Here is a 13,558-nt window from a genome sequence, read left to right on the forward strand (position 1 = left end):
AGTCGGCGGCGGCCTCGGCCGGGCGCTCGGCCCGTTCGTGGATCAGGGCGAGGCCGAACCGGGCGGGGGCGAAGGAGGGTTGGACGGTCAGGGCGGCGGTGAACTGTTCCCGGGCCTGGTCGTCGGCGCCGAGCAGCAGGGCGAGCCGGCCGAGGGCGTAGCGCGGGCGCGGGTCGCCCGGGGTCTCCCCGGCGGCGGCCGCGAGGTCGGCCCAGGCGGCATCGGTGGCGCCGAGTCGTTGGCGGGCCAGTCCGCGGAACAGCAGGCTGTCGGTGCGCAGCGGGGGGGGGGGGGGGGGGGGGGGGGGGGGGGGGGGGGGGGGGGGGGGGGGGGGGGGGGGGGGGGGGGGGGGGGGGGGGGGGTGTGGGGAGGGGGTTGTTGGGGACTGTTCAAGAAACGAGGTTGTGCTGGGTCGCCCACCCCCCCCCCCCCCCCAAGGCCAGCCCCCCCCCGCCCCCCCCCCCCACCGCTTCGTCGAAGGCGGCGACGGCGGGTTCGTCGCGGTGCTCGGTGAACAGCTGGGCTCCCCAGCGGAACCAGAGTTCGCCGCTGCCGCCGGGGGCGGCCGCGGCGAGCAGGGGTTCGGTCTCGGCGGCGCGGCCGGTGGCGCGCAGCAGGGCGGCCCGGGCGAGCACCGGCCAGTCTCGGCCGGGCAGGGCGGCGAGGGCGCGGGCGGCGGCGTGGTCGCGCTGTTCGGCGGTGCCCTCCCGGCACAGCTGTTGCAGCCAGTGCTGGGCGCGGGCGGCGGCTTCGGCCTCCTCCCCCGGCTCGGCGCCGGCGGCGGTGGCCTGGAGGAGGGCGAGCAGCGGGCCGAGGTCGCCGTCGGGGGCCTGCATCCGTTCGTCGGCGAGGCGGCGCAGGCTCCACCGGGGCAGCTGCCGGGCCGGGTCGGCGAGCAGCGGGAAGGCCTCGCGGTAGAGGGCGAGGGTGGCCTGTTGGTCGCCGGTGGGGATGGTGGCCTCGGCCTGGCCGAGCAGGGCGAGGCCGCGCTGGGGGCGGAGTTCCTCGGGCCCGGTGGCGAGTCGGCGGGCCAGCCGGGCGTAGCGACGGCGGGCCTGCGGGGCGTGGCCGGCGGCGAGCTTCTCGGCGGCGGCGGCGAGGGCCTTGGCGACGCCCGGGGCGTCCAGGGCCGTTCGCCTGCGTCCCAGTACGACGGCCGCCACTGCGGCCAGTGCCACCACGATCAGCAGCACTGCGGTCAGCAGCATGCACCGTCCCCCTGTTGTCCGACACACGCCCGAGTCATGATCAACCTCCCCGGTACGACCATGATTTGACGTTGTTTCGTGATGTTGCTCCGGCCGCCCATCAGAATAGGCCCTCCTCAGGGTGGACGAACAGGAACCCGGACTATCCTGGGCAGCGCATCAGCAGCATCAGCAGCGGTGACAAGCGTCGGGGGTCGAGTGTCCGAGTCTCGTTGGGTGCCCGGGCTCCGCTTCGGGCCCGAGTTCGACCCCGAGCAGTACGAACTACTGGAGTTCCACCACCGCGGCGGCGAGGCCGAGGTGTGGCGGGCCGTGCGCACCGGCCACAACGGGATCAAGGAGCTGGTCGCCGCCAAGATCATGCTGGAGCGCGGCCCCTCCGAGGTGCGCCGCTGGCTCGGACGCTGGGACGACGTGTCACACAACGCCCACCGGCTCGGCATCACCGACCTGGTGGTGCCCAGCTTCCTGCTCGGGCCCTCCCCGCACCGGCCGGGCACGGCCCCCTCCGGCAGCCTGCTGGGCTACCAGATATCGCCCTGGGTCGACGGCGTGCCGCTGCACACCTGGGCCCGGGCCCAGCGCGGCGGGCACCCGGCGGTGGCCGAGGTGCTGACCCGGCTCTGCCGGATCGTCGACGACCTGCACCGCAAGCGCTGGGTGCACCGCGACATCTCCCCCGCCAACGTCCTGGTCGACGGCCAGGGCCTGGTCAAGCTGATCGATCTGACCTTCCTCGCTCCGCTCGACCACACCCTGACCGTCGCGGTCTTCACCCCCGGGCACGTCCCGCCCGAGGCCGAACAGGTCGGCGGCTTCCCCACCACCGCCAAGGACCTGTTCGCCGTCGGCACCCTGGCCCGCACCCTGCTGCTGCCCGACCACGGCCGGCTCGACCACCGGCTCGCCGCCGAGCAGGCCCGCGCCGAGCTGCTCGCGGCCGGCTACGGCGAGGAGTTGGCCCGGTGGGCCTGCGAACCGCTCGCCCGCGAGCCCGAGCGCCGCCCCTCCCCGCTCGGCCCGTGGGCGGCCCGCGGCCGCGAACTGCTGCGCGCCCACCGGCCGGTGGCGCGCACCGCGGGCCTGGCCGTACTCCCCGACCGGGCCGGCCGGCCGCTGGTGGTCACCGGCGGCGCCGACGGTACCGCGCTGGCCGGCCCCGGCCGCACCGGACTTCGGCTGCCCTCCGGCCAGGGGCCCGGGGTCGTCCGGGAGTTGGCGGCGGGCTGGGCCGGTCGCCAGGGCGAGCTGACGGTCTGCGCCGAGGACCGGACCGGCACCCTCTGGGTCGGCACCGCGACCGGCTGGTGGGAGGCGGCGCGCGGGGTCAGCGGGCTCGCCGGAGCCGTCAACTCCACCGGGGAGCTGACGGTCTGGACGGCGGCCGGCGGCACCCTGCGGTCCTACCGCTGGGCGCCCGGCCTCACCCTCACCGGCCAGGAGCACACCGGCTGCCCCGCCGACCGGGTGCTCGCCGCCGAGGAGGAACGCCCCGGCGCCTGGCTGGTGCTGATCGAACACCGCGAGCGCGTGCTCGGCTGGCGGCCGGGCTCCACCCGGCCGCCCGTCCCGCTCGGCCCGCCCGGCGCCGTGCGCGCCGGCGCGCTGGCCCGCACCTCCGCCGGCCCGCAGGCCGCCACCCTTCGCTCGGACGGCTCGGTGCAGTTGCACGCCGTCGACGCTCCCGGGGCGGGCACGGAGGTCGGCGACGGCGAACCCGCCCTCGGCATCGCCATGGCCGGCCACCGCGGCGGGCCCACCATCGCCCTGGCCGGCGCGGGCGGCGTCCGGCTGCGGCTCCCGGCCGGCGGTGCGTCGCGGCGTCCGCGCTGGTGGCGGCCCACGCTGCGCCCGGCCACCCGGGTCGCGCTGGCGGTCGGGGACGACTGGCGGCTGTGCCTGGCGGCAGTGGTGGAGGGCGAGTTGCAGGTGTGGCAGGAGGACGCGGCGTACCGCTGGCAGGCGGTGGAACTGCCGGACGGGCGGTGACGGTGAACCCGGCGGCGACCCTGCGACCCTGACGGCCCCGGCGGATCTGGCGGATCTGGCGGTTCTGGCAGTCCGGCTGCCCCGGCTGTCCCGGCGGCCACCGTGAAAATCGCTGTCCGATCACCGGAGCACGGTGATAGACATCCGGCGTGGAAGAGAATCTTGAGTTTCCTGACCTGCTGCGACTGATCGATGAACGGTCGACCGCCTTCCGCGCCGCGGTCGCCGCTGCGCCCAGTCTCGACGCACAGGTGCCGACCTGCCCCGGGTGGACGCTGTTCGATCTGGTGAAGCACCTGGGTGGGGGAGACCGTTTCTGGGCCGCCATCGTCGGCGCGGGGCCTGCCGACGCTCCCCCGGCCGAGGCCACCGCTGCGCGCGGGGCGCTGGAAGTGCCGCGGGAGCGTGAGGTCCTGCTGGCCTGGCTGGCCGCGTCGACGCAGCTTCTGCTGAGCGCCCTGCGCGAGGCAGGCCCGGAGAGCGGTTGCTGGACGTGGTGGCCCGCGTCGCAGTCACCGCAAACCTCCGGCGGTGTCGCCCGGCACCGGGCCCAGGAGACCGCGGTGCACACGTACGACGCCCAGCTCGCCGGGGGCGCTGCGCAGCCGCTGCCGGTCGAGGTGGCACTCGACGGTGTGGAGGAGTTCCTGTTCACCGTCTGCGGAACGCCGAGTGCCTGGCCGCACAAGCCCACGGCCTTCGACTTCCACTCCGCCGAGGGCCGCTCCTGGCGCCTCACGGTCGACGGCGACGGCGCACGCTCCACCCGCATCCCCGCGCCCACCGCAGCGACCGGCGAGGCCTCGGACGCAGCCGGCGCCTCCGTCCATGGCACGGCCAGTGAGTTGGTCCTCTACTTGTACGACCGCATCCAGGCCGAGTCCTTGCGCGTGGACGGGGACGCCGGGCTGCTCGACCTGCTCCGCGCCTGGGAGCCGGAGGAGAAGTAGGACGTAGCGGGGGCGGTCGGTCGACGGCACGGCTCGAAGAAGCCGAAGTCCGCCCGCAGTACGGCGACCGCAGCGACCGCCTGAAGCAACGGCGTTGCACGTCCGAGGCCCCGGAACCTGGGTGTTCGGGTTCCGGGGCCTCGGACCGGCGGTCCGGGGGCGGCGCTGGTCAGCGGAAGCGGCGCAGCCGGAGGCTGTTGCCCACCACGAAGACCGAGGAGAAGGCCATCGCGGCCCCGGCGATCATCGGGTTGAGCATCCCGGCGGCGGCCAGCGGCAGGGCGGCGACGTTGTAGCCGAAGGCCCAGAACAGGTTGCTCTTGATGGTTCGGAGCGTCTTGCGGGAGAGCCGGATGGCGTCGGCGGCCGAGCGGAGGTCGCCGCGGACGAGGGTGAGGTCGCCGGCCTCGATGGCGGCGTCGGTGCCGGTGCCCATGGCCAGGCCCAGGTCGGCCTGGGCGAGCGCGGCGGCGTCGTTGACGCCGTCGCCGACCATCGCCACGACCTTGCCCTCGGCCTGTAGCCGCTTGACGGTGGCCACCTTGTCCTCGGGCAGGACCTCGGCGATCACGTGCTGCGGGTCGATGCCGACCTCGGCGGCGACCGCGTCGGCCACCGCCCGGTTGTCGCCGGTCAGCAGCACCGGGGTCAGGCCCAGGGCGCGCAGGGCGGCGATGGCCTCGGCACTGGTGGGCTTGACCGCGTCGGCGACCTCCAGCACGGCCCGGGCCGCGCCGTCCCAGCCGACCGCGACCGCGGTGCGGCCCGCGGACTCCGCCGTGCGCTTGGCCTCGGCCAGGCGCTCCGGCAGGTACTGCGCGCGGTCGGCGAGCAGGGCCTCGCGCCCGGCCACCACCGCGTGGCCGTCCACCGTGCCCTGGACGCCGAGGCCGGGCACGTTCGCGAAGCCCTCGACGGCGGGCAGTTCGCCGGCTTGGGCGGCGGCGGTGGCGATCGCGCGGGCGATCGGGTGTTCGGAGGCGTGTTCCAGGGCGCCGGCCAGGCGCAGTGCCTCGGCTTCGGTGACGCCGTCGGCGGTGTGGACGGCGAGCAGGGTCATCTGTCCGGTGGTGACGGTGCCGGTCTTGTCCAGGACGATGGTGTCGACCTTGCGGGTGGACTCCAGGACCTCCGGTCCCTTGATGAGGATACCGAGCTGGGCGCCGCGGCCGGTGCCGACCAGCAGCGCGGTCGGGGTGGCCAGGCCCAGGGCGCACGGGCAGGCGATGATCAGCACGGCCACGGCGGCGGTGAAGGCGGCCGTCCAGCCTTCGCCGGTGCCCAGCCAGTAGCCGAGGGTGGCCACCGCGAGGGTGATCACGATCGGGACGAAGACGGCGGAGATCCGGTCCGCGAGCCGCTGGGCGGCGGCCTTGCCGTTCTGGGCCTCCTCGACCAGCTTGGCCATCCGGGCGAGCCGGGTGTCCGCGCCGACCCTGGTCGCCTCGACGACGAGCCGGCCGCCCGCGTTGACGGTGGCGCCGGTGACGGCGTCGCCGACGCCGACCTCGACCGGCACCGACTCACCGGTCAGCATCGACGCGTCCACCGCCGAGGCGCCCTCGACCACCGTGCCGTCGGTGGCGATCTTCTCGCCGGGCCGCACCACGAAGCGGTCGCCCACGGCGAGTTCGGCGATCGGTATCCGCACCTCGGCTCCGCCGCGCAGCACCGTCACGTCCTTGGCGCCCAGCTCCAGCAGCGCCTTGAGAGCGGCTCCCGCGGTGCGCTTGGAGCGGGCCTCGAAATAGCGGCCGGCCAGGATGAAGGCGGTGACACCGGCCGCGGCCTCCAGGTAGATGTCCGACGCGCCGTCGCTGCGGGCGATGGTCAGCTCGAAGCCGTGCCGCATGCCCGGCATGCCCGCGTCGCCGAAGAACAGCGCCCACAGGGACCACAGGAACGCGGCGCCGGTACCGAGCGAGACCAGGGTGTCCATCGTCGCGGCGCCGTGCCGGGCGTTGGTGAACGCGGCCTTGTGGAACGGCCAGGCGGCGTAGGTGACGACCGGCGCGGCGAGGGTCAGGGACAGCCACTGCCAGTCGTCGAACTGCAGCGCCGGGACCATCGCCATCGCGATCACCGGCACGGCCAGGGTCAGCGCGGTGATCAGCCGCTGGCGCAGCGGGGCCAGTTCGTCGGCCGGCGCGGCCTGCCGGGCGCCCTGGCCGGCCTCGGCGCCCTCGGTGACCGGGGGTTCGGGCGGTGCGGCGGTGTAGCCGGTGGCCTCGACGGTCGCGATCAGGTCGGCCACCTCGACGCCGCTCTCGAAGGTGATCTTGGCCTTCTCGGTGGCGTAGTTGACGCTGGCCGAGACGCCGTCCATCCGGTTGAGCTTCTTCTCGATGCGGGCCGCGCACGAGGCGCACGTCATTCCACCGATCGAGAGTTCCACCTCCGTGGAGGCGGGGGCCTGCGTCGTCATCCTTGCTCCTCGTGGCAGTCGTCGCGCCGTCGCCGTACCGGCCGTCGGTGATGTCTCAGTTATACCCCCGGGGGGTACATCGCGCAAGCGTTTCGGATACCCCTGGTCCCTATTGTGAAAAGTCCGCGACTCGCTTGACTACATACCCCCGCCCGGTATTCACTGCGTTCCTGTCCGAACGCCTGAGGAGGGCCCCCGCCATGAACACCGCCGTGCGCATCACCGCCTTCACCGCCGGGCTCGCCGCCGTCTTCGGCCTCGCCCTCGGCGTCGGCCACGCCACCGGCTCCGCGCCCTCGCCCAACCCCGCCGGCGCCGGACACCCGGGGCACGACGCCGGTCAGACCCCCGAGCAGCACGCCGGACACGACCCCGCACCCGACACGAGGGGCGGAGCCGCCGACCCCGTGCCCGGCGGCCTCCAGATCTCCGAACGCGGCTACACCCTGAGCGTCGAGAACCCCTTCGTCACCGCCGGCTCCCCCACCGACCTGCGGTTCCGCATACTCGGCGCGGACGGCCGGCCGGTCACCGCCTACCAGCGGCAGCACGAGAAGGAACTCCACCTGATCGTCGCGCCGCGCGACCTGTCCACCTTCCAGCACCTGCACCCGACCCTGGCCGCCGACGGCACCTGGAGCGCCTCGACCGCCGTACCCGCCGCCGGGGAGTACCGGGTCTTCGCCGACTTCACCCCGGCCGGCGCCGCCGAGGGCCTCACCCTCGGCGCCGACCTCCACGCCGCGGGAGACCTACACCCCGCCCCACTGCCCGAGACCGGGCGGACGGTCACCGTCGACGGCTACACCGTCACCCTCGGCGGCGGCCTCACCCCCGGGCGCAGCGGCCGGCTCACGCTCACCGTCGCAAAGGACGGCAAGCCGGTCACCGACCTCCAGCCCTACCTGGGCGCCTACGGCCACCTCGTCGCCCTCCGCGCCGGCGACCTCGCCTACCTCCACGTCCACCCGGACACCACCACCCCGGGCCCGGAGATCGCCTTCACCACCACCGCCCCCAGCCCGGGCGGCTACCGCCTCTTCCTGGACTTCCAGCACCAGGGCACCGTGCACACCGCCGCCTTCACCGTCACGACGGAGGACGGCAGCGCCACCAGCCCGGCCGACGGCCACCAGCACTGAACGCGCCCACGCGAAAGGGCCGGACGATCCCCCGGGGTCGTCCGGCTCTTTCGCGTGGGCGGGCGGCTACCGCCCGTTATGGTCACGCCCCGCCCAGCGCCTCCACCAGCGCCGCCAGGAACTCCTTCGGGCGCTCCAGCTGCACGCTGTGCCCGGCCCCTTCGACCACCACCTCGCGCACCCGCCCGCCCGCGGCGGCGTAGCGGTCCAGCACGGCGCGGGTCTGCGCCACCATCGGCTGGGCCGGGCACGCGTCCGCTCCCGGCCAGTCGGGGACGAGGCCGAGGGCCCCCAGGTGGGCCATGTCGAAGAGCGAGGTGTCGGAAACGATCACGTCGGCGGACCCGCGGATCCACAGGACCGGCGGCTTCGGCTCGACCACGTCGAGGTCGTCGATCCGGAAGTGGTTCGGCGCCAGCGAGTTGAGCACGCCCCGCCCGCCGGGCGCGAAGCCCGGCCAGGCATCGCTCGGCCGGCTGTCGCCCGGGTAGTGGTCGTCCCCGACCCGGGTGGTCAGCATCGCGGCCAGGTAGCGGTCCGGCTCGGGCAGCGGTTCGCCGACGTACGCGCTGTCCAGCACCGAGCGCGGCGCGAACGGCGACTCCGCGCCCACCTCCCCCTCGCGCAGCAGCCGGACGAACTCGGCGGCCGCGCCGCCCGCGCCGGAGCCGGCCCCGTCGGGCGAGTTGAGCCGCCCGTCGGCCCCGTGAGTGCCGCCGAAGCCGTACGGGGAGACCGGGTTGACCAGAGTCAGCGAGCGGACCGACTCGGGGCGGTCCCGCAGCAGTTGCAGACCCACCCCGCCGCCCATGCTCCAGCCGACCAGGTGCACCGGGCCCAGGGCCAGCGTCGTGATGAAGGAGAGCAGGTCCTCGGTGTGGTCGCGCAGGCCCCGGGTGGCGTCCACCGGCAGCGGCTCGGTGCCGCCGAAGCCGCGCAGGTCGGGCGCCAGCGGACGGTAGCGGGTCGGGAGTCCGGCCATGGTCGAGTGCCAGAACACGCCGGAGGAGACGTTGCCGTGCACCAGGACCACGGGCTCCCCGGTGCGGCCCTCGATCTCGGCGCAGTTCACGGTCAGTCGGTCGGTGGCTATCAGCCGGTCGACGATCATCGGACGCGTCCTCAGTTCAGCCAGCCGGCGACCTGCGCGCTCGCCGCGCCGTCCCAGCCGAGTTCCAGGTGGTTGGCGGAGGCGACCAGCGCGGTGCCGCCCACGGTGGCGAACCCGGTGGTGTCCAGAGCGCTGGCCACGAACACCACGCCGTCGCTGGGGCCACGGTCCTCGTTGAAGATGCCGACGATGTTCGGGGTGCCGCCGGCCAGGAGGTACGCCGTGACCGAGGCGGGCACCCCGGCCCGGTGCAGCGGGGTGATCAACGAGCCGGCGTCGATCGCGGGCTGGATGCCGCCGCCGTCGGTGTAGAAGCCCTGGCCGCCGTAGTAGGTGGTGTACCAGTCCTGCTGGGTCTGGTCGACGCCGAAGACGGAGTCCCAGCGGGCCAGCATCTGCCGCTGCCCGGGGTAGTCGTCGTAGCCGCCGGTGGGGGTGAAGGAGAACTCCGGGTGCGCGGTGGAGGTGCCGTAGCAGGTCATGTGCAGGTGGGGGGAGGGGGCGTTGACGGCGCCGCCGCACTGGGGCCAGATCGAGAAGTCGTGCGCCCAGCCGTGCGCGAAGGGGTAGTCGTAGCCGCCGTTCGGGCCGCCGAGGGTGATCAACTTGCGCACGTCGCCCGCGTACGGGCGGCCCCAGGCCGGCTTGACGGAGGAGACGTAAGCCCGGGTGGACATCTCGCCCTTGCTCCAGCCCACCAGGTCCACCTGCGGGACGCCGAGCTTCGCCCGGATCAGCGCGACGGCGTCCCCGACCTCCTGGGCCTGCATCAGGTTGTCGCCCTGCTTGTGCGCGAAGCCGATCGCGAAGACCCGGTAGCCCCGGCCGGCCAGGTACTGCATCAGGCCGGTGCTCGGGCAGGAGGCGGCGCCGCAGCCGTAACCGCCGGACTCGCCGGGATCGGCCCAGGCCCGGTCCGGATTGTCGTTCGCGCCGTGCACCAGCAGCACCGGGACCTGGTGTGCACCGGAGTTCCAGCCGGGGGCCGAGTAGAGCAGGAAGCGGCCGGAGAACGGCTGCTTGACGCCGCCGAAGAAGGTGAGCCGCTGACCGTCCTGGTCGCCCCGGCCGTCCGGCGGGTACTGCTCCTGGTGGAAACCGGTGGTGGTGTCGAGGTACCGCTCGACGTGGTCCCAGCCGTTGGCGACGCTGCCGTAGGTCGCCTCCAGGGCCAGGTTGGGTGGCGTCGCAGCTGCGGCCGCCGGTACTGATGGGACGACCACGCCGATGAGCAGTAGCACGCCCGTGAGCAGCATGCCCCGACCTCTGCGCCTACCGAGTCCGCTTCTCCGCATACCGCGCCCACTCCCTTACGCCGAGGGTCCATTGCGCGACACGCTACGGATGGCGGGGTGCCGCTTATATGGCGGCGGCACACACCTCGGGCCTCGGGGTGTAGGTGCCGCTCACCTGGCTTCGGGAGGTGCCCCCGCGCAGTGCCGGGCGATCCGCGCTGGATCGCCCGGGGCACCTGCTCGACCGCCGCTCACCCGAGCGGCTGCCGGGGCGGCTCGGGTGAGCACCGAGCGGAGCAGGGCTTCGGTGTTCACTCCGGCCCCGCCACGCACAGGTGGATCGGGTGGGCGGACTCCACGCCGATGAAGGCGATCGCGCGCACCGCGCCGAACTCGACCAGCTGGTGGGCGATCCGGGCGGCGGAGGCCTGGGAGAAGAGGTCGGCGAGGTAGCCGGCCTGGTCGTCGTCCAAGGGCAGTCGGGCGAGGCTGGCGCGGATGGCGTCGAGGGCGTCGGAGAGCTTCGAGAAGGTGGCGCGCTTGGTGACGCCCTTGATCTCGACGGTCACCGGGAAGGGGAGTTCGGTGCTCATCGCGCGCCCCCTCCGATCAGCGCCCACATCACCTTGCCGATGCCGCCCTCGCGCGGACAGCAGCCCCAGTCGGCGGCGAGTTGCGAGACGAGCCAGAGCCCGCGCCCGCACTCGTCGTCCGGGGCGACGGGGCGGGGTAGGGCCGGCCGCTCGGCGTCGGCGTCATGCACCTCGATGCGGAGCACGTCGGGGTGTAGAGAGAGCTGGACGAGGATGAGCCGCCCCGGCGGGGTCTTGGCATGGAGAACGGCGTTGGCGACCAGCTCACCGAGCACCAACTCGCCGGCGCAGAGGAAGCGTTCGCCGTCGGGCTGCTTGGCGAGGAAGGTACGGAGCAGCCGGCGGGCGAACCCGGCGGACTTGTGGTGCCTGGGCAGCCACCACGAGTACTCGCTCGCAGGGGCAGGCGGCTTCTCCAGCGTTCCGGGCATGGCGGGGCCTCCTCCGGGGTGGTGGGAATGGCGCGATCCGGAGGCGGTCGAGGGCAAAGGAGTGCCCGAGCGATGAGCCGCCAGGATCACGCTGTGTGGTGACGCTCACCACACTTCGTAAGCATGCACTGACGCTGACGCTGCTCGCAACGTGAACTCTGCAATTTGCAGAACGCGGCCCGTAGCCACGACGATCCGTCACAATGCATGCTGAGCAGGACAAGAGAGGATCGAGCATGGGCGACGGACCAAGGCCGACAGTGCGCGGCCGTCGGTTGGGCTCGGAGCTTCGCAGGCTTCGAGAACTGGCAGACAAGACCACCGAAGAGGCCGCAGACGCTCTCCGGTGCTCCCGCGCAAAGATCAGCCGGATAGAGACCGGCTCGGTGGGGATCCGGCGCTTGGATCTCGGAGTCCTGCTGGACCTCTACGGCGTCACGGAGCCGTCCGACAGGGACACCCTAGAAACGCTCGCTCGAGACAGTAAGAAACGCGGGTGGTGGCACGACTACGGTGACACGATTCCACCTGAGTATGCGGACTTCCTCGACCTGGAAGGTCATGCCAGGTACATCCAGACGTGGCAACCTTTGGTCGTGCCTGGCCTCTTGCAGACGGAGGACTACGCCCGAGCTCTACTTGGGGCGAATCCTGCCGCCGTGCGCCCTGAACGTATCGACCAACTGGTCAAGGTGCGGATGGATCGCAAGGACGTCTTGGGTAAGCCAGATGCCGCACGCTTCTGGGCAATCATCTGGGAGCCAGCTCTCCGCTGCCCGGTAGGCGGGCTCGACGTACGGCGCGCCCAACTGAACTACCTGGTCGAGGCTGCGCAGCAACCCAACATCACCTTGCAGGTTATCCCACTCAGCGTCGGCGCTCTCGCCGGAGCATGCGGTGCGTTCGTGATGTTCGGGTTCACCGATTCGCCGACTCCAGGGACCGTGTTCCTAGAGACTCTGACGAGTAGCCATTACCTCGAGAAAGAACCAGAACTCGCTGGCTATGGGCTCGTCTTCGACTACCTGCGCTCCTCGGCCCTGAACCCGGCCCAGTCGCTCGATATGATCACCGCCATCGCAACGGAATCGTGAGTACAGATCAGACAAGAGGGAGAGCACATGACCATGCCGGAGATCTCCGCTCGTGGCTGGTACAAGAGCAGCTACAGCGCACAGGCGAACGACTGTGTAGAGACCGGACTCATCACCAATACTGGGGGCATGGCCGTTCGCGACTCGAAGGACCCTCACAGCCCGGCACTCGCGTTCCCCGCCGACGCCTGGACGGCCTTCATCACCGCCATCAAAACCGACGAACTCCCCAACGCCTGAACACCCCTGCGTGGGGGGGGGGGGGGGGGGGGGGGCCCCACCCCCCCCCCCTCCCCCCCCCCCCCCCCCCCCCCTCCCCCCCCCCCTCGCGCCTCCCCCCCCCCCCCCCCCCCACGCCGTCAGCCAACCCGACTCAGCTGCCCTGCCCCCACGGGTTCACCGGTCCTTGAACTCTTCGATGGCGTTCCACACCACCTGCACCATGCTCTCGCTGCCGATGTGGCCGGAGTCCTCGGAAATGTGGAGCCGCGCACCCGGCCAGGCCTTCGCCAGCTCCCACGCCGTCTGCGGCGGGCAGCCCATGTCGTGCCGGCCGTGGACCAGCACCCCCGGAATTCCGGCCAGCTTGTGGGCGTCGCGCAGCAACTGGTCCTCCTCCAGCCAGGCCCCGTTACTGAAGTAGTGGGCGCAGATCCGCACGAACGCGATCCGGGCGTCGACCTCCCGATCGCTGTACATACCCGCCGGAGTGTGCGGCTCGTTGGAGATGACCGCGTCCTCCCACGCCAGCCAGTCAGCCGCGGCCTTCTCCCGGACCGCCCGGTCGGGGTCCTCCATCAGCCGCGCGTAGGCCGCGAGCAGGTCACCGTCCCGCTCGTCCTCGGGTGCACCGTCGCGGAACCGGTCCCACGCCTCGGGGCGGAACCGCCCGGCGCCCCGGTAGAGCCAGTCGATCTCGGAGCGGTTGGTCGTCGTCACCGCCTGGAGGATGATCTCGGTGACCCGCTCCGGGTGCTGCTGTGCGTAGGCCAGGGCGAGCGTCGAACCCCATGAGGCCCCGTTCAGCAGCCACTTCTCGATGCCGAGGTGCTCGCGCAGCTGCTCCATGTCGTCGATCAGGTGCTGCGTGGTGTTCAGGCTCATGTCCGCCGCCGGGTCGCTGGCGTGCGGGGTGCTGCGACCGTAGTTGCGCTGGTCGAAGCGGATGACGCGGTACCGCTCGGGATCCCAGGCCCGTAACGGCCGCTGCGGCGCGCCCGCTCCCGGGCCGCCGTGGACGCCCAGAGCAGGCTTTCCCTCGGGGCTGCCGAGCTGTTCGTAGTAGATGCGGTTGCCGTCCCCGGTGTCGAAGAATCCAGTGTCGTACGGACTGGTCGGAGGATAGACAGGCATGACCGGTGATCCTACGGGAGTAACAGC

12 protein-coding genes are annotated in these 13,558 nt (G+C 73.0%); 5 read left to right on the forward strand and 7 right to left on the reverse strand.

Features of this window, described 5'->3' with window-relative positions; all coding sequences use genetic code 11:
- Positions 1 to 389: 389 nt before the first annotated feature.
- Positions 390 to 1,208: a hypothetical protein gene (locus tag ACZ4WV_RS09875; RefSeq protein ID WP_465744628.1), complete on the reverse strand. Its 819-nt coding sequence runs from the start codon at positions 1,206 to 1,208 to the stop codon at positions 390 to 392.
- Positions 1,209 to 1,424: 216 nt separating this feature from the next.
- Here ACZ4WV_RS09875 and ACZ4WV_RS09880 point away from each other — a divergent pair, with 216 nt between their 5' ends.
- Positions 1,425 to 3,197: a protein kinase domain-containing protein gene (locus ACZ4WV_RS09880; RefSeq protein ID WP_465744630.1), complete on the forward strand. Its 1,773-nt coding sequence runs from the start codon at positions 1,425 to 1,427 to the stop codon at positions 3,195 to 3,197.
- Between the two features lie 149 nt (positions 3,198 to 3,346).
- Positions 3,347 to 4,147, forward strand: coding sequence for a maleylpyruvate isomerase family mycothiol-dependent enzyme (locus ACZ4WV_RS09885; RefSeq protein WP_465744631.1), 801 nt, complete (start codon positions 3,347 to 3,349; stop codon positions 4,145 to 4,147).
- 169 nt (positions 4,148 to 4,316) lie between these two features.
- Here the strand turns inward: ACZ4WV_RS09885 and ACZ4WV_RS09890 are convergent, their stop codons facing one another.
- Entirely contained in the window at positions 4,317 to 6,572 is a 2,256-nt protein-coding gene (locus tag ACZ4WV_RS09890) for a heavy metal translocating P-type ATPase (protein ID WP_465744633.1), read from the reverse strand.
- 200 nt (positions 6,573 to 6,772) lie between these two features.
- Here ACZ4WV_RS09890 and ACZ4WV_RS09895 point away from each other — a divergent pair, with 200 nt between their 5' ends.
- Positions 6,773 to 7,714, forward strand: a complete 942-nt coding sequence (locus ACZ4WV_RS09895; protein WP_465744635.1) for a hypothetical protein — start codon at positions 6,773 to 6,775, stop codon at positions 7,712 to 7,714.
- An 82-nt stretch (positions 7,715 to 7,796) separates the two neighbouring features.
- On the opposite strand, the gene ACZ4WV_RS09900 is transcribed toward ACZ4WV_RS09895, so the two are convergent.
- The 4 genes from ACZ4WV_RS09900 to ACZ4WV_RS09915 form a co-directional block, all read right to left on the reverse strand.
- Positions 7,797 to 8,825, reverse strand: coding sequence for an alpha/beta fold hydrolase (locus ACZ4WV_RS09900; protein ID WP_465744637.1), 1,029 nt, complete (start codon positions 8,823 to 8,825; stop codon positions 7,797 to 7,799).
- Between the two features lie 11 nt (positions 8,826 to 8,836).
- Positions 8,837 to 10,081: an esterase/lipase family protein gene (locus ACZ4WV_RS09905; RefSeq protein ID WP_465744639.1), complete on the reverse strand. Its 1,245-nt coding sequence runs from the start codon at positions 10,079 to 10,081 to the stop codon at positions 8,837 to 8,839.
- A 290-nt stretch (positions 10,082 to 10,371) separates the two neighbouring features.
- A complete protein-coding gene (locus ACZ4WV_RS09910; RefSeq protein WP_465744641.1) occupies positions 10,372 to 10,653 on the reverse strand; it encodes a hypothetical protein in 282 nt (93 codons plus the stop codon).
- Positions 10,650 to 11,084: an ATP-binding protein gene (locus tag ACZ4WV_RS09915; RefSeq protein ID WP_465744643.1), complete on the reverse strand. Its 435-nt coding sequence runs from the start codon at positions 11,082 to 11,084 to the stop codon at positions 10,650 to 10,652. The genes ACZ4WV_RS09910 and ACZ4WV_RS09915 overlap by 4 nt, the downstream gene beginning before the upstream one ends.
- Positions 11,085 to 11,320: 236 nt before the next feature.
- Between ACZ4WV_RS09915 and ACZ4WV_RS09920 the strand changes: the two genes are divergently transcribed.
- Positions 11,321 to 12,178, forward strand: coding sequence for a helix-turn-helix domain-containing protein (locus ACZ4WV_RS09920; protein ID WP_465744645.1), 858 nt, complete (start codon positions 11,321 to 11,323; stop codon positions 12,176 to 12,178).
- Positions 12,179 to 12,205: 27 nt separating this feature from the next.
- Entirely contained in the window at positions 12,206 to 12,418 is a 213-nt protein-coding gene (locus tag ACZ4WV_RS09925) for a DUF397 domain-containing protein (RefSeq protein ID WP_465744647.1), read from the forward strand.
- 156 nt (positions 12,419 to 12,574) lie between these two features.
- Here ACZ4WV_RS09925 and pip read toward each other — a convergent pair whose 3' ends face one another.
- The gene (gene pip / locus ACZ4WV_RS09930; protein ID WP_465744649.1) at positions 12,575 to 13,531 is read right to left on the reverse strand and encodes a prolyl aminopeptidase; all 957 of its coding nucleotides are present in this window, start codon (positions 13,529 to 13,531) and stop codon (positions 12,575 to 12,577) included.
- Positions 13,532 to 13,558 lie beyond the last annotated feature (27 nt).

Source organism: Kitasatospora sp. NPDC029312, from assembly GCF_055569215.1.